The organism is Flavobacterium aeripolare, assembly GCF_013294025.1.
GTDB lineage: Bacteria > Bacteroidota > Bacteroidia > Flavobacteriales > Flavobacteriaceae > Flavobacterium.
Genome location: NZ_JABSNL010000010.1, coordinates 141,739 through 168,648, shown reverse-complemented (window position 1 = coordinate 168,648; position 26,910 = coordinate 141,739). Strand labels below are relative to the sequence as shown.

Annotated in this window: 17 protein-coding genes; 3 read left to right on the top strand and 14 right to left on the bottom strand. The window is 34.6% G+C overall.

Translation table 11 applies throughout. The features are described 5' to 3' along the window. Nucleotides 1-220 precede the first annotated feature (220 nt). Nucleotides 221-1,447, top strand: a complete 1,227-nt coding sequence (locus HNQ00_RS12640; RefSeq protein WP_173838861.1) for a cation:proton antiporter — start codon at nt 221-223, stop codon at nt 1,445-1,447. Between the two features lie 60 nt (nt 1,448-1,507). On the opposite strand, the gene HNQ00_RS12635 is transcribed toward HNQ00_RS12640, so the two are convergent. The 9 genes from HNQ00_RS12635 to HNQ00_RS12595 form a co-directional block, all read right to left on the bottom strand. Further along, nucleotides 1,508-1,651 carry a hypothetical protein gene (locus HNQ00_RS12635; protein WP_173838860.1) on the bottom strand — a complete coding sequence of 48 codons (144 nt, stop codon included), beginning with the start codon at nt 1,649-1,651 and terminating at the stop codon, nt 1,508-1,510. 51 nt (nt 1,652-1,702) lie between these two features. After that, on the bottom strand, nt 1,703-2,287 hold the full coding sequence (locus tag HNQ00_RS12630; RefSeq protein WP_173838859.1) for an RNA polymerase sigma factor: 585 nt from the start codon (nt 2,285-2,287) through the stop codon (nt 1,703-1,705). Nucleotides 2,288-2,513: 226 nt separating this feature from the next. Beyond that, nucleotides 2,514-3,269 carry a glycoside hydrolase family 16 protein gene (locus HNQ00_RS12625; protein WP_173838858.1) on the bottom strand — a complete coding sequence of 252 codons (756 nt, stop codon included), beginning with the start codon at nt 3,267-3,269 and terminating at the stop codon, nt 2,514-2,516. 4 nt (nt 3,270-3,273) lie between these two features. Continuing rightward, the gene (bglX, locus tag HNQ00_RS12620; RefSeq protein WP_371739235.1) at nt 3,274-5,496 is read right to left on the bottom strand and encodes a beta-glucosidase BglX; all 2,223 of its coding nucleotides are present in this window, start codon (nt 5,494-5,496) and stop codon (nt 3,274-3,276) included. A gap of 143 nt (nt 5,497-5,639) precedes the next feature. Then, entirely contained in the window at nt 5,640-7,292 is a 1,653-nt protein-coding gene (locus tag HNQ00_RS12615; RefSeq protein WP_173838856.1) for a family 16 glycosylhydrolase, read from the bottom strand. Between the two features lie 11 nt (nt 7,293-7,303). Continuing rightward, a complete protein-coding gene (locus tag HNQ00_RS12610; protein WP_173838855.1) occupies nt 7,304-8,929 on the bottom strand; it encodes a hypothetical protein in 1,626 nt (541 codons plus the stop codon). 14 nt (nt 8,930-8,943) lie between these two features. Further along, a complete protein-coding gene (locus HNQ00_RS12605) occupies nt 8,944-10,422 on the bottom strand; it encodes a RagB/SusD family nutrient uptake outer membrane protein (RefSeq protein ID WP_173838854.1) in 1,479 nt (492 codons plus the stop codon). 11 nt (nt 10,423-10,433) lie between these two features. Further along, on the bottom strand, nt 10,434-13,481 hold the full coding sequence (locus HNQ00_RS12600; RefSeq protein ID WP_173838853.1) for a SusC/RagA family TonB-linked outer membrane protein: 3,048 nt from the start codon (nt 13,479-13,481) through the stop codon (nt 10,434-10,436). Between the two features lie 238 nt (nt 13,482-13,719). Beyond that, the gene (locus HNQ00_RS12595) at nt 13,720-16,521 is read right to left on the bottom strand and encodes a triple tyrosine motif-containing protein (protein WP_254598518.1); all 2,802 of its coding nucleotides are present in this window, start codon (nt 16,519-16,521) and stop codon (nt 13,720-13,722) included. Between the two features lie 318 nt (nt 16,522-16,839). Here HNQ00_RS12595 and uvrA point away from each other — a divergent pair, with 318 nt between their 5' ends. Further along, a complete protein-coding gene (gene uvrA, locus HNQ00_RS12590) occupies nt 16,840-19,623 on the top strand; it encodes an excinuclease ABC subunit UvrA (RefSeq protein WP_173838851.1) in 2,784 nt (927 codons plus the stop codon). Nucleotides 19,624-19,694: 71 nt separating this feature from the next. On the opposite strand, the gene HNQ00_RS12585 is transcribed toward uvrA, so the two are convergent. The 5 genes from HNQ00_RS12585 to HNQ00_RS12565 all read right to left on the bottom strand — a co-directional run bounded on the left by HNQ00_RS12585 (nt 19,695) and on the right by HNQ00_RS12565 (nt 25,880). After that, nucleotides 19,695-19,988, bottom strand: a complete 294-nt coding sequence (locus HNQ00_RS12585; RefSeq protein WP_173838850.1) for a hypothetical protein — start codon at nt 19,986-19,988, stop codon at nt 19,695-19,697. A 276-nt stretch (nt 19,989-20,264) separates the two neighbouring features. After that, entirely contained in the window at nt 20,265-21,734 is a 1,470-nt protein-coding gene (locus HNQ00_RS12580; protein WP_173838849.1) for an oligosaccharide flippase family protein, read from the bottom strand. Between the two features lie 35 nt (nt 21,735-21,769). Then, complete coding sequence (locus tag HNQ00_RS12575) at nt 21,770-23,062, bottom strand: glycosyltransferase family 4 protein (protein ID WP_173838848.1); 1,293 nt, start codon at nt 23,060-23,062, stop codon at nt 21,770-21,772. Between the two features lie 71 nt (nt 23,063-23,133). After that, nucleotides 23,134-25,554 carry a YfhO family protein gene (locus HNQ00_RS12570; RefSeq protein ID WP_173838847.1) on the bottom strand — a complete coding sequence of 807 codons (2,421 nt, stop codon included), beginning with the start codon at nt 25,552-25,554 and terminating at the stop codon, nt 23,134-23,136. A gap of 44 nt (nt 25,555-25,598) precedes the next feature. Then, nucleotides 25,599-25,880 (bottom strand): DUF4834 family protein, encoded by a 282-nt coding sequence (locus HNQ00_RS12565; protein ID WP_173838846.1) that lies wholly within the window; start codon nt 25,878-25,880, stop codon nt 25,599-25,601. Nucleotides 25,881-26,010: 130 nt separating this feature from the next. On the opposite strand from HNQ00_RS12565, the gene HNQ00_RS12560 reads away from it, so the two are divergent. Further along, nucleotides 26,011-26,904, top strand: coding sequence for a transporter (locus tag HNQ00_RS12560; protein ID WP_173838845.1), 894 nt, complete (start codon nt 26,011-26,013; stop codon nt 26,902-26,904). Nucleotides 26,905-26,910: the final 6 nt, after the last annotated feature.

Genomic DNA, 26,910 nt, shown 5'->3' with positions numbered 1-26,910 from the left:
AGTTATTGAAAAATTTATCTCAAATTAAAAAAATTTGAAAGGAGACAGATTGTTAGAATTAAATATGGATTTCTATTGTACTGATGGAATTTTAACAACATTATACCGTTTGTACTACTAAATATATACCATTTTGTTGGCCTAAAGTAGTATCTTGCCTGCATGGTACAAATAGTTGCTTTAGCTACTTTTGTATTCAGTATTAAATAATTGATATAATATGACTATAATAATTTCGCTTTGTTTATTACTTCTGGTAGCGTATCTGTTTGATTTGACAGCTTCTATGACAAAGATTCCTTCGGTAATTTTATTACTTGTTTTGGGATGGCTTGTGCGTCAAGTGACTGTTTTTTTCGAATTAGAGATCCCAGACTTAACTTCAACATTACCCATTTTAGGAACTATAGGTCTAATTTTGATTGTATTAGAAGGTTCTCTAGAGCTAGAATTGAATAAATCCAAAATTGGCCTTATAAAAAAATCATCTCTAGGAGCATTTGTACCCTTAATAGGACTAGCCTTCTCACTAGCTTACGCTTTCCATTATTACGGCGGATATTCTTTTAAAGATTGCCTTACTAATGCCATTCCGTTCTGTGTGATTAGTAGTGCCATAGCTATACCTAGTGTGCGTAATTTAAGTTCAAGTCAAAAAGAATTTATTATTTATGAAAGCAGTTTATCAGATATTTTTGGTGTTGTTTTCTTTAATTTCATTGCGTTTAACACCAACTTTGGTCTAGAAACTTTTGGTTACTTCTGTCTTGAAATACTTATTATTATAGCTATCTCATTTGTAGCAACGATCTTATTATCTTTCTTATTGAACAAGATTGATCATCACATAAAATTTGTTCCTATCATATTACTTGTGATATTAATATATGAGATCTCAAAAATATTCCATTTACCAGCGCTAATCTTTATTTTAGTATTTGGACTATCGATTGGTAACTTAGACGAATTAAATCATTTTAAATGGGCGCAGCGCTTTAGATTAGATTTATTAAATAAAGAGGTGGTAAAATTTAAAGAATTAATGGTAGAAGGTACTTTCTTAGTACGTGCATTATTCTTTTTACTTTTTGGTTACTTAATAGAAACAGCCGAAATAATAAATACCGATACACTTGTTTGGGCAATAGGTATCGTTATAGCATTATTTGGATTTAGATACCTTCAATTGAAATTATCAAAAATACCTATGTTTCCATTACTATTTGTAGCGCCTAGAGGTTTAATTACTATTTTACTGTTCTTGTCTATAGACCCACTCAGTACGATTCCAGAGGTAAACAAATCGTTGATTATTCAAGTGATATTATTGACAGCTGTGATCATGATGATTGGATTAATGGTAACCGCTAAGCAACAGGAAGCTATTCTTGAGGAAAAGCGTAAGGCTAAGGAAAAAACAATGAAAGAAACGCCAATAACGGAATAATTAAAAATTTAGGATAAAAAAAAACTCCACTACTAAAATTTAGTAGTAGAGTTTTTTTTTCTAGTTAGCGTTAATTTCGAAAAGACTTTGATTCGTTTTCAAAACATGCAACGCTTTAGAATAATTTAATAAAAAAGAAACTACTTCTTTCTCAGGTTTCATTGCAATAGAAGTCAATGATTTTTTAGAGTAAATTTTTGCCATGTCATTAAGGTATTTTAATACTATAACAACGAGCAATTATATCTTATATTGTTAGTTAGTCAAAACAATTTGATGCTTATCAATTACCTTTCTTAAATTCATTAAGGCATAGCGCATTCTTCCTAGTGATGTGTTTATACTTACTCCCGTTACCTCTGAAATTTCTTTAAAACTCATGTCTTGATACATGCGCATAACCAAAACTTCTTTCTGGTCCACAGGTAGTTCTTCTAGCAACCTTCGCACATCTACCTCTACTTGTTCAGCAATTATTTTGTTTTCGATTGTAAGAGAATCATCAGACATTATAGAAAATATAGAAAACTCTTCAGTCTCTCTATACAATGGCATTTTTTTATTTCTTCTAAAGTGATCGATGATAAGATTGTGCGCGATACGCATTACCCAAGGTAAAAATTTACCTTCTTCATTGTAAGCGTTCGATTTTAAGGTCTTAATGACTTTAATAAAGGTATCTTGAAAAATATCATTGGATATATCTCTATCAGACACTTTGGAGTATATAAATCCGTAAATACGAGATTCGTGTCTTTTAATTAATATTGCTAAAGAGTTTTCGTTTCCTGCAATATAGTTTTGAACCAATAATCCATCAGGGAGTTCTAAAGTAGCCATAGTCATACTTATTAATTTCTTATTAAAATTGGAATAATTTCCAGTAAAAAAGTAATGTTATGATATAGGCTTCTATTGATTTATGGTTAGTATCGGATTCAAAAATAGTGATTATTTTTTTTAACCAGCAAATAAAATTAAGAAAATTTAACATTTGTACCACTTAACCGTATGTAAAACAGCGTTTAGGGGTACAAATGTTACTTTTCACTATATAAATAGCTATTTATTGATACACTTTAATGTAATCAATTTCAAAATTTTGAGGAAATATTGTGTCGTCTACATTGGGACCACCAAAGTTGCCACCTATTGCCATATTAATTAAAAAGTAAAATGGCTGGTTAAAAGGCCACGTAGCCTCATTTTTATCCTCAGGATTGAAACGGTACATTAATTGACCATCTACAAAAAAGTCGATGTGATCCTTAGTCCAGTCAACTGCATATACATGAAATCCAGATTCAATTCCCTTAATTTCTGTTTTTTTAGTATTAATAGTATTACCGTGACTTGCCTGAGTATGTAAAGAATTAAAAACGGTATTTCTCTCCTTACCTACATATTCCAAAATATCAATTTCGCCGCATTTGGGCCAACCCACAGCGTCAATATTTGAACCTAACATCCAGAACGCAGGCCAAATACCTTTTCCTAGCGGTAGTTTAGCTCTAGACTCAAAGTAACCATATTTAAATTCTTTCTTTCCCTTAGTTGTTATACGCGTTGACGTATAATTATCAGCTTCCTTTTTTGCAGTAATTACTAATTTTCCCTCTTTCATAACATGGTTCTCCTTAGTATAAAGTTGCCTTTCATTATTGCCCCAACCACAATTGGGGCAACCATCTCCTAGTTCAAAGTTCCATATTTTATCGCTTAGTTCCTTATCGTTGAAATTTTCTTCCCATACTAATTTTCTCGTACCTTGCTGTGCAAAACACACCGTACTAACTAGCAATAATAGTATTGTATTTTTCATCAGATTATTTATTTGTAAAAGTAAAATTTGCTTCTAATGTTTTATCAGAGCTACCTCCAATAAAAACATTGAAATCACCTGCCTCAGTTTCCCAAATATTATTTGCAGTGTAATAAGCAATCGTTTTCTGGTCAATTTGGAAACTTACTTCCTTCATTTCTCCAGCTTTTAATTCGACCATTTCAAATCCTTTCAATTCTTTTACGGGACGAGTAACGCTTCCTATAATGTCTCTAATATACAATTGTACCACTTCTTTTCCAGCCACTTTACTTGTGTTTTTTACTTGCACGGTCACTTTTATTTTTCCGCTTTTAGCAAATGTGTCACTGCTTAACTCAAGATTAGAATATTCAAATTTACTATAGCTCAACCCATATCCGAATGCAAATTGAGGCGTATTTTTCTCATCAATATAATGGGACCAAAAAACACTTTCTGGCTCGTTCATGATTGGTCTTCCTGTATTTTTGTAATTGTAATACATAGGCAACTGCCCTACATTTCTAGGAAAAGTCATTGGTAATTTACCACTAGGGTTATAATCGCCATATAAAACTTGAGCGATTGCGTTACCACTTTGCGTCCCTAATTGCCATGCTTCTACAATTGCTGGGATTGTGTCAGCAGCCCATGGAATAGTCAGGGGGCGACCATTGTTTAAAACTAAAACTATGTTTTTATTTACCTTATAAACTTCCTCAAGTAATTCTTGCTGTACACCCGGTAAGCCCAAATCAGTTCTACTTCTACCCTCACCTGATTGTAGACCATGCTCCCCTAATACCATTACAACAACATCAGCATCTTTTGCAGCTGCAACAGCAGCAGCAAATTCGCTTTTATCATCTTCATTGATTTTAGTTTCCCACACAAACTGCGTTCTACCTGTAGCAACATCAGCCCCTTTTCTATAGGTGATTTGGTTGCCTTTATACATGTTCATCCCTTCAAGGACTGAGACAGCTGTATTGTCATCTGCAGCGATTCGCCAGCTACCTAAAGGACTTGTTTTATCATTTGCTAGTGCACCTATGATAGTGATCTTTTGCCCTGATTTCTTCAAAGGCAATAGCTCCTTTTCGTTCTTTAATAGCACAATAGACTTTTTGGCCATATCTAAAACTGCCTCTTGAAAAGCTGCTTTTCCTACTGTTTCTTTTTCGTAAACCTCATCGCAGTATTTGTATGGATTGTCAAACAAACCCAATTCAAATTTCACTTTCAAAATACGTCTTGCAGCATCGTCTATTAAGCGCTGCTCTACTTTACCTTCTTGAACTAATGCCACTAAATGTTCAACATAAGCGCTCGATTCCATATCCATATCTGATCCTGCATTTATGGCAATTTCTGCAGCTTGCTTACTGTCCTTTGCAAAACCGTGAGCAATCATTTCATTAATAGAGCCCCAATCAGAAACGATGAATCCATCAAATTTCCAATCTCCTTTTAAAATATCCCTCTGCAAGTATTTGCTTCCGGTTGCAGGAACTCCATTTAATTCGTTAAACGAATTCATAAAAGTACGTACTCCTGCATCGGCGGCGGCTTTAAAAGGAGGTAGTATGATATTTTGCAATACTGATTCGCTTACATCTACCGTATTATAATCTCTACCAGCCTCTGCAAAAGCATACCCTGCAAAATGTTTAGCACAAGCTAGTATCGTATTTCTAGCTGCTAAATCATCACCTTGAAAGCCTTGTACTCTCGCTACTGCAATTTTACTGCCTAAAAAAGGATCTTCACCAGCACCTTCCATTACTCTACCCCATCTCGCATCTCGAGCAACATCAACCATAGGTGCAAAAGTCCAGTTTAATCCTACCGCAGAAGCCTCCTCTGCAGCAATTTCAGCTGATTTTTTAATCGCCTCTAGATCCCAACTTGCCGCTTCGGCTAAAGGAATAGGACTAATTGTTTTATAGCCGTGAATAACGTCAAAACCAAAGATTAATGGAATGCCAAGACGCGTTTCTTCTACAGCTATTTTTTGTAGTGCCTTAACATCTTTAACCCCTTTTACATTCAGCATAGAACCTACTAGACCTTTTTTTAGATCGTTGTATTTCTTAGCAGCCTGTCCTTCCTTTGGCGTAGGCCCAGTGATTTCCCAAAAACCATTGTATTGATTTAACTGACCTACTTTTTCTTCTAGTGTCATTAGTTTTAAAACTGAATCTACTTTTTTGTCTAGCATACTCGTTGCAGAAATTGCTGTCATAGGGGCAATTACTTTTTGGCTACAGCCAAAAAATAGCACAGCTGACAATGTTAATGACGTAAATAAAATAGTATTTCTCATTTGCTCCTTTTATGATTTATAAGTAAAAGGCCGGCGGAACCGACCTTTACTATTTATTTTATTTATTGATACACTCTAATGTAATCTACTTCCATAGATGATTGTGTAAATCCGCTATCAATTGCTCCTCCAAATGTGCCTCCCATTGCCACATTCATAATCAAGAAAAAATCTTTATTGAAGGGTAACGTAGCTGTATTTGCAACCGTATGAAACAACACATCATCAACATATAGCTTTACCGAGGCAGGGCTCCATATTGCTTTGTAAACATGAAATTGAGTTGCTGCATTAGCAATCGTAGTAGAACCACCATTCCCATTACCTGCTGAATTACCAGGGTAATGTAAAGTACCATAGATCGTTGTAGGCTGGCTGCCTTTATATTCCATGATGTCAATCTCGCCACAACCTGGCCAAGTGTTTGTAGCATAATCCTCTCCAAGCATCCATAAAGCTGGCCAGGTACCATTACCCGTTGTTAACTTTGCTTTTATTTCGATTTTACCATATGTAAATTCAAACTTATTTTCTGACTTCAGTCTAGCTGAAGTATAGCCTGTGCCTACTTTTTTAGCTGTAATTTTCAAGCTTCCGCCAGAAACAATCACATTATCAGCAGCATTAGTATAGGTTTGCTCCTCAGCGTTCCCCCAACCATTTTCACCAGTACCTAAATCGTATCCCCATTTTGAAGTATCAGGAGCACCGTCAGTATTGAATTCATCAGAGAAAACCAACTTAGTATAATCAGCTGTTGGAGCAGCTTGAAATGGCTTTGTAGTTGTAAATGTATGGTACCACACTAAACTTGGATCATTACCCATCGCAGCTCGTACTACCATTCTATTTTCTGTTAGTGATAGAATTTCATATGTACTTTGACCTATATAGTACCCCATAAATCCGCCGTCAGCAATTGTCATTAATGTACCTCTTGTTTGTGTCGCTGCATTTGGATTCTTAGTTACAAAAGAGGCCGATGGGCTTAATGAAACTGATTTTGTACCAGTAGCAGTGTAATTTAAACAAGAATCATCGCTACCTAAACCACCAGCAACACCTAAGAAAGCGGCGTTAAAAAATGTTTTTCCACCATTATCTAAGTTGTATTTTAAATCTCCATTTACATTTGAGAATGTCAGTACATTATCATACAAGCAACTACTACTTGCTGCTCCTGCTTTTTCAAAAGCTGTTGCTTGATAGTAAAACCCAAAATAATTTTGATCTGCGTTAGCATTGTTTGGACCTACACCTAAGTGTCCTACCTCAGAGGCAGAGAAATACCATTTTTTAGCGGTACCTCCCGTTAATAGTTGTACTGCTTCATCATCACTAAAGGTGCTTAACACTTTTACGTCAACAGTAGTATTCGAAGTTAAACCACCTTTCCCTGAAGCAAGTACAGTAACAGTGTACGTATTAACTCCTACTTTTGTAAATCGTTTTTCATATACACCACTTGGCACACTTTCAGAGCTACCATCAGTGAAATTAAATTTGTACGAAATAGCATTATCGGCTTTAACCGTAAATTTGACCATTCCTGTACCGTCTCCATCAGGAGTTGCCGCCGTAGCACCAATTATTTCATACGCTACTTCAATGTTTGATGGAGCTGTTAAGTCTCCAAAGCTATAATCGTCTTTCGAACAATTGACCATTAAAAGAAGTGTAAAAATGGCAATTGTATTTATTACTATATTTTTCATCTTGTATATTTTTAATTAGCTTGTTTTATGTCGTCAAAATAGTAAGTCGTTCCTGTACCAGCTACATTAAAATCTGGAAATAAAATGACACGATCATAAGCATTAGCAGTACTAAATGCAGCTGAGCTCGTCAAATCAAAAGTTAGGACTTCCCACGCATTAGCTACTGTAGTCTGACTCTGCACTTCTACAAAAACTGTTGGATTCCCATTCCCATCTTTAGGAGAAGTTGAAACCTCTGTTTTAAATAGAATTGTTGCACCCACTTTAGGAGACCACACGGCAACTTTTACCTTGCTACCTTTACTAAAATCTATTTTTTTATCTAAATCTAAGCTTACTCCAGCCCATACCTGCGCTCCATCAGTTTTTTCAACTTTAACGACTTTATTAGATAGATTAGTTCCTGACTTATCAGGATTAGTAATCACTGAAACTGGAATAGCTGAAAAGCTAGCAGAACCAAAGCCAGTCCAAGGATACGTCAATGATGTAGACTCAAAATCAAGAGGCAATTCAATTAATGAAGCAGGACTTTTATAAAAATAGATATTGTCAATAAACACACTACCTGTAGCCCATGGTGTTCCCACAAACTTTAACTGAATAATATCTGCAACTGTCATACCTTGACTCGTAAATGCCGAAATAGGAATATCAATGCTATTCCATTGATTTGCAACTAAGCTCTTTACTACTGGTTTTTCACCACTAATTTTACTGATTAACGAAGTTTCAATTTTTTCTAAATCTGCTGTCCAAACATCCATGTGGATGAATTCCATTCCAGAAACATCAATTGTTGTATTATCAGCTAAGGCAATTCCTTGATAGCTTAATTTAATATAATTCAGCATTTTGTCGCCGTTTAAATCAAATTCAGACCAGCTGCTTCCTTGTCCACCTTGTCCCCAATCAGGAAAATAATTTGTTCCTGCAACAGCAGTATATTTAGATCCATAAATAGAAATAACATCAGATGCCTGTCTATTAGGTGGTGTTGCTGCAGAAGTAAATGGTTTGTTAACTACAGTTACGGTAAATTCCTTACTATATTCTGTGGTTTTGATTGCAGCGCTCTTAGAGACTACTCTTATGGTGTACACACCAGCATTAGCATAGGTATACGACAAAGTTTCTCCATTATTAGCTGCAATAGGATCTGGTTTTCCTGCTTCTCCAAAATACACATCATAAAACAGCGCATAATCAGCTGTTGCTGTGACATTAACTTGTTTTGAAACAGCTAAATCATTTGTTATTGTCACCACTAAATTCTCAGGAGCCTTAAAAGAAACAACCACACTTTGAATTACTTCAGTTCTTTTACCATTAAGCGTAGTACCTACTATTTTTGCATCATAGATTCCTTCTTTGTAAACATGGTTTACTGTTGCACCTGCAGCTACGTAAGCTGGTTCTGTGGTACCATCACCAAAATAAATTTCGTACTGCGTCACCCCTTCCCCACGTGGCAAAAAAGTAACCAATCCTGTATTGTCTTGCGTTACAGTAGTTAATGCCGATATATTTGTAGGTGCACTAAGAGTGTCTAAGTCAATTAAATCATTCTCAGATGTGCAACTAAAAACTAACGCTGCCACGATAAAACTTGTTATGTATTTTATATTTTTCATGATCATGTTTTTTATTAGTATCCAGGGTTTTGTGTCCAATTACCATTAGAAAATTGAATTTCCTCAATTGGAATAGGGAACAATTCGTTTTTTCCAGCTGTAAATCCAGTGATTTCTTGTGCGGCTTTCTTGGTTCTAACCAAATCAAAGAAGCGGTGTCCCTCACCTACTAACTCCACTCTACGTTCAGCCCAAATAAAATCGGTTAGGGCAGCTCCAGAAGCAGTAATATCGTGATTTGTATCTCCAAAAGCACGACGTCTAACCTCATTCAAGAAACCTCTTGCCTTAGCGTCGTCAATTCCTCCTCTATTGTACGCCTCTGCAGCCATCAATAAAACATCAGCATAACGTATAGCTCTATAATTATTTGGGTTTGTTAAATTCAAATCACCTGCAGCAGTACTACTTCTTTTTCTAGGAATGTATTTTCGATTAAAATAACCTGTATTTTCATATCCTTTACCATAAGTAGCACCAGTTGCTAATCCCCACGCATTCATATCTAAGATAGCCACGTCTTTACGATTGTCGCCTACTTCAAATGCATTCACAATTTTAGCGGTAGGTATATTAAAACTAAAACCAGAAGTAAATAGCGTTCCAGAATAGTTACGAGGTCCACTAAAACCTACTGCTACATTTCCTTCGCTACATTGTAAACAACCAAAACCGGCTCCTTCAACATCAGTATATTGTACTTCAAAAACAGATTCTGCTCCGTTTTCTCCTTCAGCCTCAAATATGCTGTTATAGTCTGTAACTAATGAGTAATTTTTTGCTGTAACTAGTGACTGCAAAGTCGTTGCAGCTTTTGCAAAATTATCTTGGTATAAGTATGCCTTACCTAATAAAGCTAATGCTGCTCCTTTAGTAGCTCTTCCTTTTTGCGAAGGCACAGCAGCCAGATTCTCTGAAGAAAATAGTAGATCAGCTTCTATTGAGGCATATACATCGGCCACTGGTGAACGTGCTATTGTTTTCTCGTCTCCAATATTAAATCGAGCATCCCCTTTTAAAGGAATTGCTCCAAACCATTTTACAAGTTCAAAATGATAGTAAGCTCTTAAAAAACGAGCTTCGGCAATAATTTGGGCCTTCCCTTCAAAGTCGGTTTTATCTTGAAATTCAAGAATATAATTAGCTCTACTAACACCCCCAAACATCCAGTTCCATAAATCTCGCACATTGCTATTAACGGGCGTGTGAATCATATCATCTACCTGTTGAAAACCTATTACGTCAGTTTGACTTTCCCCTCCTGCCAGGGTGTTGTCTGATGCTATTTCGCCTAACAAAACATTTACATAAGTAGATTGTAACGGATCGTAAGCAGCAATTAAAGCATTTTCATAATCTGTTTTAGAATTAAAATAATTCTCAGAATCTATTGAATAAACGGGATCGCGATCTACAAATTCATCACTACATGAAGTAGCAATCAAAGAAAAGAGTAATGTCGCGGTTACTATTTTATATATATTTTTTTTCATCTTAATTTAAATTAAAAATTAATGTTTAAACCTAACAAGTATGTTCTAGGAATAGGATAGAAACCGTAGTCAATTCCACCACCTATAGGGTTTCCATTTGAAGCACCTGGATCAAATCCTTTGTATTTTGTAAACGTGTACAAATTATTCACTCCTGCATAAAAACGCAATTTTGTTATTTTAGCTAATTCAGAAACTTTAGGGTTTAAAGTATACCCCAATTGAATATTTTGAATTCTTAGGTAAGAAGCGTCTTCAACAAAATAATCAGAGAAAACGTTATTTGCAGTAGCTCCAGTAGTTACACGCGGCACATAATTACTTGTTCCTTCACCAGTCCAGCGATCTAATACATAGTTGAGACGATTAGCATCAGATAGTGTTCTTTCATAATTACGTACCATATCATTTCCTACAGAAGCAAAAGTGTAAACAGCAAAATCTAAATTTTTATAATTCATCTGTAAGTTGAACCCCATTGTCGCTTGAGGAATTGGGTCTCCAATATTAGTACGATCATCTGCATCTATTTTACCATCTGTATTAGTATCAACAAATTTTATATCACCAGGAGCAGCATTTGCACCTAACGCTAATTGAGAAGGATGTGCATCAACTTCTGCTTGGTTTTGAAAAACTCCGTCTGTTTTGTATCCATAAAAATATCCTATTGGTAAACCTTCTTCCATTCTCGAAGGCGCCGGTTGCCCAACACCAAAAGAACCATTTGGGATAAACCCAGTTCCATTATTTACTTCTAAAACTTCATTTTTAAGGAAGGTTACATTGTAGCCTACAGTCATATTGAAATTTTCAGAAAAATCATGTTTATAATTTGCAGAAAATTCCAAACCTGAATTACGCACTGTCCCTGCATTCACTGTTGGTGCAGAAGCTCCAGGCGCATAAACCCCTGTAATTCCAGATACTGGAATATTTGGAATTAATAAATCAGAACGCGTATCAATGAAATAATCTGCAACAAGAGAAAGTTTATTATTAAATAAATTCACATCCATACCAACATCAAATTTCTTAGCTTCCTCCCATTTTAAATCAGGATTTGCAAGTTGTCCTGTTGCCGTACCATTTACTAGCGAGCCATCTAAAACATAAGTTCCTTCTCCAGATAGTAAACCTACATAACCGTTATTCGGGATTTGATCGTTTCCTAGCGTTCCGTAACTTGCTCTCAATTTCATGAAGTTTACTTTTTTGTCTTCGCCAAAGAAGCCTTCGTCAGAAACTACCCACCCTGCAGTAAATGAAGGAAAGTATCCTACTTTGTTTCCAGGTCCAAATTTTGTTGAAGCATCACGTCTTATCATAGCAGATAACAAATATTTCCCTTTGTAATCGTATTGCATTCTTCCAAAATAAGAAAGACGTCTTTCGTCATAAGAATAAGAGCTATTTGTTTTTGCTTCTAAAACCCCTGTCGTCAAACCAATGTCTGCAAAATCCCAAGAATTATTAGGTACGTCGTATCCAGTGGCATACAAACCATTTCCCCATTGCTTGTAAATGGTGTTTCCTAGAGTAACTTCAAAATTGTGATCGTCAGCAATGGACTTTTTATAAGTAGCAAAAGCATCAAAGGAATAATCATTATCATTGATAGCATTTTGTGTAACAGAACTCCTTACCACATCAAATACTTTACCTCCATAACTTACCGCTTTTGCGAAATCTCTAGACTTTGAATTTGAGGTATTGAATCCCATCGAACTTGATAAAGTTAAACCATCGATGAATTTGTATTCTAGACCAAAGTTTCCATTTAGCTTCTTGAAGTTGTAATCGTTATTAGTATTTTCAATTTGAGCCAGTGGATTAATGATTTCGTTACCTAATCCTGTTGTGTTGGGAACAACTGTGTATGCTCCAGAATCGTTACGTGGAGAAAGGACAGAAGGAATATTTAATGCATTAAACAATACAGATCCTAAACCATTTTCACTTAATGTTTTTCGATTAAAATAAGTATAGATTACGTTTGTTTTTAATTTTAACTTTTCACTTACATCTGCTGTTAAAGAGACTCTAGCTGTATTTCTTAAAAAACCTGATTTTTGTTCCCCTACGATACCTTCTTGATCTAAGTGTGATCCACTAACTGCATAAGTCACCTTATCTGATCCTCCAGAAATGGATATATCATGGTTAATGATAGGCACACTATTACTAATTACTTCGTCTTGCCAGTTAGTTCCTTTTCCTAAACCTGTGACGTTTGTATAAGGCAAGGCATTACCACCGTTTGCATAACTTTCATTTAATAAAAGAGCGTACTCAGTAGCATTTAATAGGTTCAATTTTTTTGATGCTTCTTGAAACCCTACATAAGTATTGTAAGAGATTCTTGCTTTAGCATTTTTCTTCCCTGATTTGGTTGTCACCAAAATTACTCCATTGGCACCAATTGTTCCGTATATAGCTGCTTGTGCATCTTTTAATACTGTTATAGACTCGATATCATTAGGGTTAAGCAAACCTAGTTCTCCTACATAACCATCAATAATTGTTGTTGGCCTGTTTTCCCCATTAGTTGCAATACCTCTAATACGAATATCTAGAGCCGCACCAGGCGAACCTGATTGTGTAGTCACATTTACACCAGAAACAGTTCCTTGTAATGCCTGCTCAATTTTAACAGGCTTTAATATTTCAAGTGTTTTATTATCTACTACTGAAACAGCTCCAGTTACCTCTCTACGTTTTTGAGATCCGTACCCTATCACTACAACTTCATCCAATGTTTTAGCATCTTCTTCTAAAGTAATTGTGAAAGTAGTAGTTGCAGCACTGGCCTTGAATTCAAAATTTCTATAACCAATATAAGAGACTACTACAGTTGCTCCTGGAGAGACAGCTTTTAAAGTAAACAGTCCGTCAAAGTCAGTTACAGTTCCAGTATTTGAATTTTTTACTTGAACATTTGCTCCCGGAATAGGTAAGCCGGTAGCTTTCTCCTTTACTACTCCTCCTACTGTAATACTTTGAGAAAAACCAAAAGTAGAGAACAAAAGGAAAATGATTAATAGATAATTTGATTTCATAATTTATGTTTTTTGTGAATTATAAAATTAATACTAGTATAATAAACTATTACTAAAATCAACCTCTACAAAAAACATACAATACAAAAAAAAGCACAATTAATTCTTAATCTTATAATAAAACGCTAAAAACGGCCTGTTAAATATAAATTAAGAGTATCCCTAAGTAACATGGAACCACAGCGATAACGTTAATGTTGTGGTAATGTATAGGTAAAACGAGCGTAGAAGTAAAAAACTATACAGTTAAAATGTACTCGGTTAATCCTTGTTCGTGCGCTAATTCGAGTTTTTTACGCAAACGATACCTTTTTATTTCGACACTACGTACTGAAATATTTAACATAGGTGCAATCTCTTTAGAAGTTAAATTCAACCTCAAGTAAGCACACAATCGCAAATCATTTGAAGTCAAAGAGGGATGTAATTCCTTAATCTTTTTGAAGAAATCTTTATCTTTGCTTTCAAATGCATCCTTAAAAACACTCCAAGAATCAGTACCGGTAATGTTTTTATTAATAGTAGTAATCACCGATTTTATGCTTCTATTCTCATCTATATTTGTCTTCTTCAAATCTTCTTTAATGATTTCAAGCAATTCGTTTTTACTATTTAAATCCATAGTAGATGCTGCAAGTTCCTTGCTCTTAATGTCTACATCTTGAGACAATTGCTCATTGCGCAAATGCATCAACTGTTGTTGATTTTCTAATTCTTTGATTTCGAGTAAAAGGTTATTCTCATCAATTAGTTTCTCTTCTTGCTCCTTGTAATAACTTTTATACTTTTTATGCACTAGTCGCGCCACTATTAACGCTATTACAAAATATAAAAAAACAGCTAGGTTTGTATAGTACCATGGCTTTAAAATGGTAAAAGTATAGGCAATTGTATTTTCTAATGTTGCATTAGCAAAACGAGCTTTTACTTTAAAAACATAATCCCCTGGAGGCAAATTCTTGAAACTAACAGTAGATTTTGCATTCCAATCGCTCCACTCTTCCTGAAAACCGTCTAATAAATACTGAAATTCGGCGCTAATGTATTTATTGTATTCAGGGACCGTATAATTAAATGTGATGTTATTATCAGTAGCTTTAAACGAAGCTTCTGTATTTAAACTAGCAAATTCTGGGGTACCATTTAAAGTATTTGTTACTACAGTTGTTAATGATACCGCATAGTCTATAAAACTTAAATCATTTATATTCATGATATAATAACCATCTGTTGTGCCAAATAAATATTCGTATGGTGATAGTTGTGCTATATTCTCGTACCCTAGCATAGAGTTAGTAAGTGACACCGGAATAGGAATACTATTTTTCTTTAACTGAGTGCTTAGCTTACTCGATGAAAAATAGCTGATATAATTTTTTGAAAACAGCCATATTTTGTTAGAATTATCGACAATTATCTTTCCTGATGTGTATTCATCATTTTCAAATACTGAACTCAATAAGGTATCTTTTACAAATGTTCTTAATTTGCTATTTAATTGATACACACCTTCTTTATAGGCATAATAAATTTGTCCATTATACTTTGCTAAGGACGCATTTTTACCTTTAGTGGGAGCGGCATAACTTTTTACCTTAAGCACATTAGTCAATCCCGAATCACAGCTGAGTCCATATATGCCTTTATACTCATGACTAACAAAAATCTCATTGTTTGTTGCTAACTCAAAATACTTAGAAGAATAATCAAAACCCGCAATTTTATTTTTAAAAACCCATTGACCGTTTTCTTTCTTTAAAATAGAGAGTCCGTAGTAATTCCCTTGGACCAGTATAGCATTGTTACCAGGCAACTTCTCAAATTTCCAAGTACCAGACTGTGAAAAAATACTGCTTGCAGTAGCACCATTGATAATAAATGTTCCTAGATCATGACCACAAAACAATGTACCATCATGCTCATAAAGCGACCACACTTGTCCTTTAGTCCCTTTTAAAGGTGTGAAATTCTCGTTAGAATTAATGGTTTTGTAAAATAATCCTTGATTTGTTCCTATGTATAATTTACCCTCATATAACTTGGCACAATAAACCGTTCCTAGAACTCCAGTATCATCGACATAACTTTGTATGGGTGATTGCATGTTGATGCAATTAATACCATTATCAAGACCAACCCATAAATTTCGTTCTTTATCTTCAAATAGTGATAGCGCGGTATTGTTACTCAAACCTTGATTTTGCGAAATATGGTATTTTAGCTTGCCCGTATTTGTAAGTATAAAAATCCCATTAGACACGGTACCTATAGCATAAGTGCCATCTTTTAATAATTGGCTGCTATAAACACTACTACTTGCGAGTTGACTATCGACTTGGGTAATGAATTTTTCAATTTTACCTGCTGTGAGCTTGTAAAATCCTTGTTTTTGGGTTTGAATCAATAACCCCTGTAGCGTGCCGAAAATATTTATAATTCTATTATTTTTAAACTCCGTAGCATTGCTTACTAATTTACTTTTGCCCCCTTCTATTTCAAATAGCTCACCACTACCTGATTGATAATAAATAGCATTTTTTGTTTGATACGATCTGAAAATTCCTGTTGGAGGACTGATAATTTTTATATTTTTTTTCTCTAAATCATAGATATATATTCGATTCAATGATTGAAAAACTACCCAATGTTCGTAATTCAAGATGTTCCAAAATTGTTCATCATCTAAGATCTTCCCTTTGATTGTTTTGCTAAGTGAGTGATAAGCAAGTTTACCATCTGTTTTTCGTTTCCAAAAACCAAACTCCATATAGCATCCCGTATAAATACTTTCATCAATGACTTTGACTGACCTAATGATCGTTTCATTTACAGATGGATACAGTTGCCAACTAGCACCGTTAAATTCTAAGAGGCCTTCGTTATTTGCAAAGTAGACAAACTTGTTTTGACCTTGAGAAATCATCCAGTTCTGGTTACCGGCATTGTAAGTTGCGGTACCATATTTAACAATGGGTGGCAGTTCCTGCGCAGATAAGAAAGCGCAAAGCAACGTGAAGACAAAGGTTATTACTGTTTTCAAATTGTAGTAGGTTGATTTAGTGAGTGTGTAAATGTACATTTTAATTTTTATGAGTATTGGATTTGGCAGCTAAAATGTACTTCATACCCAACTTTTCTAAACACAAATATTCAACGTGAGCGGTACATTTTAAAGTTCGCTAGCAAGCCAATGCTCAACAGATTTATTTCGAAAACAAAAGCTAATATCTTGATTTATATCCGCTTTCGCGAAAGTATTTTTGGCTATTTTTAAGTCGTTTATAACTTAAAATTGTGATTTGTTGATAGCCAATCTTCTGTTCAAAATTCATTACTTTTGTAGAAACAATATTTTTTTATGCAAGTTGCCTTTTCCAAATTAGATCCAAAGAAAAATATCATCATAAAGGGTGCGCAGGTACACAATTTAAAAAGTGTAGATGTCGCCATCCCAAGAAATAAATTAGTGGTTATCACAGGACTTTCGGGTTCTGGAAAATCAAGCTTGGCATTCGATACACTTTATGCAGAAGGACAACGTCGCTATGTAGAGAGTTTGTCGTCGTATGCGAGGCAATTCTTGGGGCGATTAGATAAACCAAAAGTTGAATACATTAAAGGGATTGCACCTGCTATCGCAATCGAGCAAAAAGTAAATACTACAAATGCGCGATCGACTGTAGGGACAAGTACCGAAATTTACGACTATATAAAATTACTGTATGCAAGAATAGGACGCACCTTCTCTCCTATTTCTGGTCAAGAGGTAAAGAAAAATACCGTTACAGATGTTGTGAAGGATGTAAAAGAATTACCTATAGATAGCAAGTGGTTACTACTAGCTCCTATTCATCTAGAGAAAGGGAGAAAATTAGAGGATAAACTAAATGTCTTATTGCAGCAAGGTTTTGCCAGAATATTAGTTGATAACGAAATGGTACGTCTAGACGATTTACCTAAAGGACTTACTAAAAAAGAATTGTATTTAATAGTAGATAGAATTGTTGTTAAAGACGAAGAAGAATTCTACAATAGATTAGCTGATGCTGTGCAAACTGCTTTCTTTGAAGGTAAAGGAATTTGTTATTTGCAAGAGGTAAAAACACACAAGAGAATGAGTTATTCAAATAACTTTGAGCTTGACGGAATTACCTTTCTTGAACCAAACGTACATTTATTTAGTTTTAACAATCCCTACGGAGCCTGCCCAGTATGCGAAGGCTACGGAAACATAATAGGTATTGATGCAGAGCTGGTTGTTCCTAATACTACTTTATCCGTTTATGAAAATGCAATTTACCCGTGGCGTGGTGAAAGCATGAGCTGGTATAAGGACGAGTTAATAAAAAAGGCATATCAATTTGATTTCCCTATTCACAAACCGTATTTTGAATTATCAGAGGAGCAGAAAGAGTTAATTTGGACTGGAAACAGCTATTTTCAAGGTCTAAATGATTTCTTTAAAGAGCTTGAAGAAAAAAATTATAAAATACAAAACAGGGTAATGTTGTCGCGATACCGCGGTAAGACTAAGTGCCATGCTTGTAAAGGTAAAAGATTAAGAGTCGAAGCTTCTTATGTAAAAATCAATTCTAAAACAGTATCTGAATTAGTTGATTTACCAATTAGACATTTGGTTGATTTTTTTAAAAATATCGATCTTGATGTTTATGAACAGCAAATTGCCAAAAGATTATTGATCGAAATCAATAACAGATTGTCATTTTTAACAGAAGTAGGACTTGACTACCTTACATTAAACCGAAATTCAGCCACCTTATCAGGAGGAGAATCACAGCGTATCAACTTAGCCACTTCACTAGGAAGCAGCCTAGTAGGATCGATGTATATCTTAGATGAACCAAGTATAGGTTTACACCCAAAAGACACTGAGAGGTTAATCAAAGTATTGCTGTCGCTAAGAGATTTAGGTAACACCGTAATTGTAGTGGAGCACGATGAGGATATCATGAAGGCTTCAGATATGATTATCGATATAGGGCCCGAAGCAGGTACGCATGGAGGAGAACTAGTAGCACAAGGAACTTATGATGAAATACTAAAATCCAGTTCACTTACCGCCCAATATTTAAATGGTGACCTAGAAATTAGTGTCCCTAAAAAACGCCGTCCTTATAAAAATTTTATCGAAATAAAAGGAGCTCGTGAAAACAATTTACAAAATATTGATGTAATATTTCCATTAGATGTGCTTACAGTAATTACCGGAGTTTCAGGTAGCGGAAAAAGTACATTGATCAAGAAAATATTGTTTCCAGCGATGCAAAAGAAGTTGGAAAACGCAGGAGAAAAAGCAGGACAATTCACTGAAATGAGTGGTTCGTTCTCTCAAATTAAACACATTGAATACGTAGATCAAAATCCGATAGGTAGAAGTTCGCGATCTAATCCTGTAACATACATCAAAGCTTATGATGACATAAGAGACTTATTTGCTAAAGAAAAGCTATCAAAAGTAAGAGGTTATCTACCTAAACATTTTTCATTTAATGTTGATGGCGGTCGCTGCGAAACCTGTAAAGGAGAAGGAACTATAAATGTAGAAATGGTTTTCATGGCCGATGTGCAATTACCTTGTGAAACCTGTCACGGCAAACGTTTCAAGAAGGAAATTCTTGAGGTCGATTTTGAAGGGAAAAACATTCATGATATTCTAACATTAACCATAGATGATGCTTTAGCCTTTTTTGAAAAAAACAAGCAGACTAAAATCACTCAAAAACTACAACCATTACACGACGTTGGTTTAGGCTATGTACAGTTAGGACAGTCCTCTTCAACATTATCAGGAGGTGAGGCACAGCGAATTAAACTAGCCTCGTTCTTAGTTAAAGGTGCCACAAAAGACAAAGCTTTGTTTGTATTTGACGAACCCACAACTGGTTTGCACTTTCACGATATAAAAAAATTGCTAGCGTCCTTTGATGCCTTGATAGAAAAAGGACACTCTATTCTAGTAATTGAGCACAATTTAGACCTAATAAAATGTGCTGACTGGGTGATCGACTTGGGCCCAGAAGGTGGGGAAAATGGAGGACAGCTTTTAGCAACGGGTACGCCAGAGCAAGTAGCAAAGAACAAAAAATCTATTACCGGTCATTATTTAATTGACAAATTGTAATAATAAAAAAAATAGCCTAGTACATATAGAATGTAGTAGGCTATTTTCTTTCAACTAAAAGCCATTTGCAATTAGCTATAACATTTGTCTTCAAATGCGTTACCATCTTCATCAAGAGCAACTAAAATGCGTTTTTCTTTAGATGAAAGAAAGCTTTTGTAAATCCAAGGAATAGATCCTAATCCTAGTGTTACACATGATATCACAAAATAAATATTGTGATTGATCTTCCTCTTCTTAGACAATACAGCGAAAGGCAACTTATCATTCCTCTCTTCAATTACAAAACCTTTACTCAGTTTATCCTTAAGGATTTGAGAGAACTTCTTAGAATTCTCATCATTAGTAATCAATTGACTATTCATAATAATGGTAGGGTTTAATTTCAACATCGAACTATAAATCTAGACAACAGTGAAGCACAAAATTAAGTCCTTAATCAATCACTTGCAATACCCACTTTTAGTGATATTTCACTTAATTAACAATTATTTTTGGACCCTTTTGAACATTTGCGCCAAAAATACTACTATTTACCCCCGCAAATGTTACGGTTAAATTAAGTTGTGTTATAAAATTATCATCTATATAATTTTCGAAGTAAAATCTGAAACCCAACTAGTCACTATTTTAATCCTTCACTAAGATTTTAATCGAAATTTAAAAAGCATCTTGTTTATGATGTCATTTATTTCTTTAGACACCACTAATTTATAATTAACATACAAATAAACCACTGTTAATATTATCGATTTTAAGGCGATTCCAATTAAAGGGTACAATGGAAATTCCCAAAAGTAAAATGCTAAAAACAGCACCGCAGTCACAATTAGGGAAGTAACTGTTTCCTTAGTAAAGGGATACAAATGCATGCGCTTTACTACAAATAATAGTTTAGCTAAACTGTATAATGTTATCGATAGAAGTGTTGCAAAAGCAGACCCCATGATACCATAAAGCGGTATAAAAATCATATTTAATAAAATAGTCACTACAACCAGAAACAATCCTAGAAATAATACCATTCGATAATATTTAGAATTAAAGATAATAGCATTGTTATTCCCTAAAATAAGATCAAAATATTTTGACAGTCCTATCATAAAAACTACTGCGATTCCGCCACTATACTCCTTGGGAACAATCTCATACAGTTGGCTAATATTTACAAAGATGCAAAGCATTACAAAACCACCTACTACTTGCAAGTTTATAGACGTCTTTTTATACAATCCATTTAATTCTTCATATTTGTCTTCATGCATTAATTTGGCCGTAATGGGATAAACAATTTGATGCATCGCGCGACTAGGGACAGATATCACTAAAGCAATGTAAGTCGCTACAGAGTAATAAGCAATATTCTCGATTACCATGTATTGATTCAACATTAACTTGTCTCCATCTAGCAATAAATTAGCTACACTACCGGATAGAATAATGTAGAAAGTATACTCTAGAATATCTTTAACATTGGTCGGAATATAAAACTGAAAATTAGGCTTCTTGATTTTAAAGGCATATAACATTGTAATAATCAGTGCTAAAAAGTATATACCAGAAGTAACGTAAACGAAATCAATAATCGAAATCCAGTTAAAATAGACAGCAACAATAGCGAAAAGAGAAAAGAGTCTTAATCCAACTTCTTTAACAAAATTCCCAAATACTGAATGCATATGCACTCTTGCCCACGCATAGAATATTTCGAAATAAGCCATACACAAACCAGTGAATGGAATCAACCAAATAAATGTTTTAACGATAGGATTCTTCTTTGATACAAAATATACCAAATCATCAAAGAAAAACAGTCCTATAACCGCGAGAGGAATACACAGTAAAACGGGAAACAAAACGGTAAACGATAAAAAGCGTTCGCGTTCTTCCTCTGTTTTATACTGACTGTAAAATTTTACTAAGGTATTTTGCATTCCAATCGCAAAAAGCGGCATGATCACATTTGCTGCCGATAAAATGTAATTTGTCACCGCATAATAAGTAGCACCTAGAAATACAGGGTATAAATAAAGCGTGTTTATAGCACCTATGCCAAAACCAAGATAGGTAATTACAGTATTCTTTAAAGATTGATTTAAAACTATTCCCATAAGTGGAGGTTATCAAGTAAGGCGGTGCCCGTAAATTATTTATTAAGCAGTTGCACTAATTGCTTTGTTAGATTTTTTCTAGAATATTGTGCTAAACCAACTCCATTTGCGTTAAGTTGACCCTCTAGGTACAACTTGTAATAGTCAAAGATCACTTTTTTAAGTCGCTCTTTTTCGGTGTATTCAAAAAACAAACCCGTATTAGTTTGGGTGATAATATCCGCAAAATCAGAGCCTTTAGGCCCTATGGCTATTATAGGCCTATTTGAAACCATATATTCAAACAATTTACCGGGAATAATGCTCTTAGTATCTTCTGAATCTATTTCGATCAAGAGTAAAACCTGAGACTTTTTTTGATGTGCTATCGCCTCTAAATGAGAAACGTATCCCAAATTATTTAAGTACGTATCTAATTTATTTTCAGATAATGATGTTAGTACTTCTTGGCTTATCGCTCCTATTAATTTAATCTCTAAATCACTTTTAAAAGAAGGGATTTCAACTAATAATTCTTGAATAGCAGTCCACAAAACTTGCGGATTTCTCTCAGACAAGAAAGAACCTATATGTGCTAAGCTAAATTTAGAATCTAACTCCTGAGCAGGAATTGAAACCACATCATAACCATTTGTAATTACAGTAATAGGCTTAACGCTGATCGCTTGAAATTCACTCTTAGTAGTTTTACTAGTCACAATAATCTCATCTGCAGTTTGCATGACCTCTTTCTCTAAGCGCTTGTGCTTTGCAGCAGCATAACTAGACAAACGCAGTGATTTATGATAGCCTATAGTAGTCCAGGGATCTCTAAAATCTGCAAACCATTTAACATCTAAACGTTTTTTTAAATCTAGACCTATTAAGTGTAAACTATGCGGTGGTCCCGAAGTAATAATCGTATCAATATTATGCTCTTTGATATACTTCTCTAAATAAAGCACTGAAGGCTTCACCCAGAATACGCGGGCATCAGGAATAAACAAATTTCCTCTGATCCATAGAAATACTTTGTCTAACAAGGACTGCTTCTTAGAGTTGGGAATAATTCCTGAGCTTATTTTTTTTGTTTTATTTTTCGAAAAGAATGAAGCCAGTTGGTACGGCTCAAAAATTTTGTTTCTTAAAATTATAGCACTATCAGAAACCTCTTTTTCTAAGTCATGATCAACTATAGGATAGGTAGGATTTTCTGGTACATAAATAATGGGCTGAACGCCAAATTCTGGTAAATATTTTACAAATTTTAACCAGCGTTGTACTCCAGGTCCTCCTGCAGGCGGCCAATAATAGGTAATAATTAAAATTTTCTTCTTTTCGGGTTCCACTGAGAGACTGATTAAATTTGTATCGTAAAAGTTACTATATCAAACAGCAATTTTAGATAATTGTTGTCTGATTAAATTTCTTTACCTTTTCTTTCAAAGTAGATACCTCCTATTAAAAGTAGTAACATTAAAGCAGTACTAATCAATGTAATTGTGCTCCCTGTTTTCACGACCTGTGGTTCAAATTTAAATTCGATCGTGTGATCACCAGCAGGTACCATCATTGCTCTAAGAACATAATCTACAGGGAAATGATCTGTTTTAACTCCGTCTACATAGGCATTCCACCCTTTTTCATAGTAAATTTCAGAAAAAACAGCCAGTCCTTCTTTTTTTGTTTTAGACGTATATTTTAGATAATTGGGTTTGTACACCTCTAATTTAATAGTTCCGCTATCATCAAGATTGCGTTTTAAGCGGGCATTTTTAAACTTGTCACCGTATAAATGAATATTAAAAATAGCTGCGTGCTTTGTATCGAATCTATCTAACAATTTCATTTCGTTATTGGCTTTATTAACCAATTTCACATCTCTTACAAACCAAGCATTTCCATTAGCATCAGGGTTTATGGCTGGAAAGTCCTTACCTTCTTTATCTTGTTGAATTACATATTTAACATTCAACATATTAAGTACCTCTAAATTATTTTTGGCTAATTGGTAGTCAAATAACTGTTGTACTCTACGCGGTCTAACTGCACTGTAACCACCTATTGATTTATGAAAATAAGAAGTACGAGCTCCCATTAAATTTTGCACTTCAAATACCCTGAAAATTCCAGGATCTTTTGCAATTTCTATATCAGCAGGCGTTTCTTGAAAAGGAACCTCTACTTGACGGCTAGAAACAAAATCTTTTGTAGATACATATTTCTTGTCTACAAAGAACAAATCAGAGACCATAAATAATCCCACTAAGACTATAGCAGTCGTGTGTGCCAATTTATTTTTTACATACAACCATAAAACTCCAGCAGCCAGAACAATTAAAAATGCAGAACGCAATAAATCAGCATTGAACAAGCTTTTACGGTCACTTTTTAACGCATCTACAAATTGCGGACCATAGCTTTCTAAGTAATACCCATCATTTGCTCCTGCAAAGCTGAACATTCCTTTACTTAAAAACAAAATAGCAATAGTACCAAAACTTATAGCAGCAGCCTGCCACAATGGTTTAAACTGTTGTTCTCTATCTAATTTAAAAAATGATTGAAGTCCCATAATAGCAAGTACCGGAAAACACAATTCAAGAATTACTTGTATTGAAGAAACCGCTCTAAACTTATCATACATAGGGATAAAGTCGATGAAGAAATCAGTTAAAATAGGGAAGTTTTTACCCCAAGAAAGTAGTAATGAGGCAACCGCTCCCGATAGGAAGACGTATTTAATTTTTCGATTATCAACGAATAAAGCTAAAATTCCTAGAAAGAAAACAATAACTCCTATGTAAGCAGGAGCGGCAACAATAGGTTGGTCACCCCAATAAGTAGGCATACCTGAAACAAAATCAGCAGCTTGAGCATCAGGAACGCCGTTCCCAATCATCATCTCATACATTTCACTATCCTTACCTACGTTTTCACTATTTGACCCACCAAAAATTCTAGGTGCAATCAAATTAAAACTTTCCATTACTCCATAACTATATTCTGTTATGTAATCCTTAGTCATTGCACTACTCGTAGTGTTTGGAGTTCCATCAGGATTATATGTTAGTTCGCTTTTTGATCGAATACTAAAGCTTGCATATTCTGCAGTAGCCATTAAATTAGTAGCGTTTGCCCCTATCGCTAGAATCCCTGCAATGGCAAGAAACCCAAACGCTTTTAAAAGTGGCTTATATTCTTTATTTTTTAAGAATTGGTATGTAAAATACCCTCCTAATATTAATAAAAATAATAGTAAATAATACGTCATCTGAAAGTGATTCGCATTAATTTCTAAGGCAGCGGCAAACATCGTTAGTAGTCCACCAATCACATAGCGACGCTGGAACACTAAGATTACTCCAGCAATAACTAAAGGCATGTAAGCAATTGCGTGTGCTTTTGCATTATGCCCCACTCCCAAAATAATAATCAAATAGGTCGAGAAACCAAAAGCTATGGCACCAAAAAAGGCCTTTAACGGGTCTACTTTTAACACTAGCAATAAACCATAAAAACCTAAAAAGTATAAAAATAAATAATCAGCAGGACGCGGTAAAAATCGTAAAGCATCGTCAATCGCACCTATATAATCATGAGGATATTTTGCTCCTAATTGATACGTAGGCATCCCTCCAAAAGAGCTATTAGTCCAGTAAGGCTCTACGTGATCTGAAGCTCTAAAATCATTTTGCTCCTTTGCCATTCCAGTATATTGTACAATATCTGATTGAAAAATTTGTTTTCCTTGTAATACAGGATAGAAGTAAAAAAGGGAAACAATTACAAAGCCTAAAATGGCAATGGCGTGAGGATATAATTTAGTAATAACTTTCAATGTAGCGCTTATTTAAGAGTATATATTTGATAACTTCGGCAAACTTAATCTATTTCTTCGTAATCCACATAATCACCTACTTTTTTGGTTTCATGAAATTGTTTTGAAACTGGTGGTTTGTAGAATACTTCTTGATCAGATTGTGCGTTATTCCAAGACTGATCACGCCCTTGCTGGTGTTGTTGCTTGAAATTATTCTCTGCTTTTTGCACTACTTTTTTCAATAAAAGTGGAAGGAATAATTTAGCCAAAAACTTAAAGACGTAATAGAAAGCTATTATAAAAAATAGTGTTCGTATAAAACTTACAAAAGAAGCAGTTTGCATAATTATTTTTTTTTACAAAAATAATAAAACCAACTCGAAACTTAAGGACAAATGTGAACTATCCTTCTTAAATTAATAATAAATTATAGTACATTTGAAATGCAATATTACTTTTAACACCAAAATAGCTATGTCAAAAATCAAATCAGCACTGTATTCTGCATTTTTAATGGTACCCACTCTATTTTTTGCTCAACATACTGATATCATTAATTCTAATAGACCAGGTGAAAGCATGTCTGCTTATGCGGTAGGAAAAAAAGTGATTCAGGGTGAAGTGGGGACTTATGCCATAAAACAGCATCACGCCTTACTAGATTATGATAAAACAGGTGTTGGTTTAGACGCAAGCATACGTTGGGGAGTACTCAAAGAGCGATTAGAAGTCATTGCAGATCTTCAATATCAGTATGAAAAATATACTGCTAGATTCACTGAAAAAACAAATTCAGCTTTAAGACAAACGGTTCTTGGCGCTAAATACTTAGTTTTCGACCCTTATAAAAACAGTGCCGACAGAATCAACTTATACAGCTGGAAAGCAAATCATAGTTTTAATTGGGAGCAATTTATACCCGCAGTAAGTATTTTTGCTGGGGCAAATATTGTAGGTAAAAACAATCCTTACTATTATACTCCTAACGCTGAAATTTCGCCCAAATTCATGTTAATCACTCAAAATCATTTTGGAGATGGCAGCTGGGTATTTGTAACAAACATCATTGCAGATTATATCGCAACTGACGATCCTAGTTACAGCTACATAATTACACTAACTAAAGCTTTCAATCGTGAATGGTCTGGTTTTGTTGAAAATCAAGGATATAAAAGCGACTTTTATAGCGATGCCATTATAAGAGGAGGAGCTGCCTATTTATTGAATGACGACATGCAAATAGATGCTTCAATAAGCTCTAGTTTAAAAGATACTCCGTCAATTCTATATGGAGGTATTGGTTTCTCTTGGCGCTACGACGCAAAACACAGAGACGTTAAAATATTCAAGCCTACCGATCTAAAATAAAATTTA

What these genes read in the sequence shown, in the direction of transcription:
- HNQ00_RS12635 (WP_173838860.1), bottom strand. Translation starts at nt 1,651, where the DNA reads ATGGCAAAAATTTACTCTAAAAAATCATTGACTTCTATTGCAATGAAA.
- HNQ00_RS12565 (WP_173838846.1), bottom strand. Translation starts at nt 25,880, where the DNA reads ATGCAAACTGCTTCTTTTGTAAGTTTTATACGAACACTATTTTTTATA.
- HNQ00_RS12610 (WP_173838855.1), bottom strand. Translation starts at nt 8,929, where the DNA reads ATGAAAAATATAAAATACATAACAAGTTTTATCGTGGCAGCGTTAGTT.
- HNQ00_RS12560 (WP_173838845.1), top strand. Translation starts at nt 26,011, where the DNA reads ATGTCAAAAATCAAATCAGCACTGTATTCTGCATTTTTAATGGTACCC.
- HNQ00_RS12585 (WP_173838850.1), bottom strand. Translation starts at nt 19,988, where the DNA reads ATGAATAGTCAATTGATTACTAATGATGAGAATTCTAAGAAGTTCTCT.
- HNQ00_RS12625 (WP_173838858.1), bottom strand. Translation starts at nt 3,269, where the DNA reads ATGAAAAATACAATACTATTATTGCTAGTTAGTACGGTGTGTTTTGCA.
- HNQ00_RS12605 (WP_173838854.1), bottom strand. Translation starts at nt 10,422, where the DNA reads ATGAAAAAAAATATATATAAAATAGTAACCGCGACATTACTCTTTTCT.
- HNQ00_RS12580 (WP_173838849.1), bottom strand. Translation starts at nt 21,734, where the DNA reads ATGGGAATAGTTTTAAATCAATCTTTAAAGAATACTGTAATTACCTAT.
- HNQ00_RS12600 (WP_173838853.1), bottom strand. Translation starts at nt 13,481, where the DNA reads ATGAAATCAAATTATCTATTAATCATTTTCCTTTTGTTCTCTACTTTT.
- HNQ00_RS12640 (WP_173838861.1), top strand. Translation starts at nt 221, where the DNA reads ATGACTATAATAATTTCGCTTTGTTTATTACTTCTGGTAGCGTATCTG.
- uvrA (WP_173838851.1), top strand. Translation starts at nt 16,840, where the DNA reads ATGCAAGTTGCCTTTTCCAAATTAGATCCAAAGAAAAATATCATCATA.
- HNQ00_RS12630 (WP_173838859.1), bottom strand. Translation starts at nt 2,287, where the DNA reads ATGGCTACTTTAGAACTCCCTGATGGATTATTGGTTCAAAACTATATT.
- HNQ00_RS12615 (WP_173838856.1), bottom strand. Translation starts at nt 7,292, where the DNA reads ATGAAAAATATAGTAATAAATACAATTGCCATTTTTACACTTCTTTTA.
- bglX (WP_371739235.1), bottom strand. Translation starts at nt 5,496, where the DNA reads ATGACAGCAATTTCTGCAACGAGTATGCTAGACAAAAAAGTAGATTCA.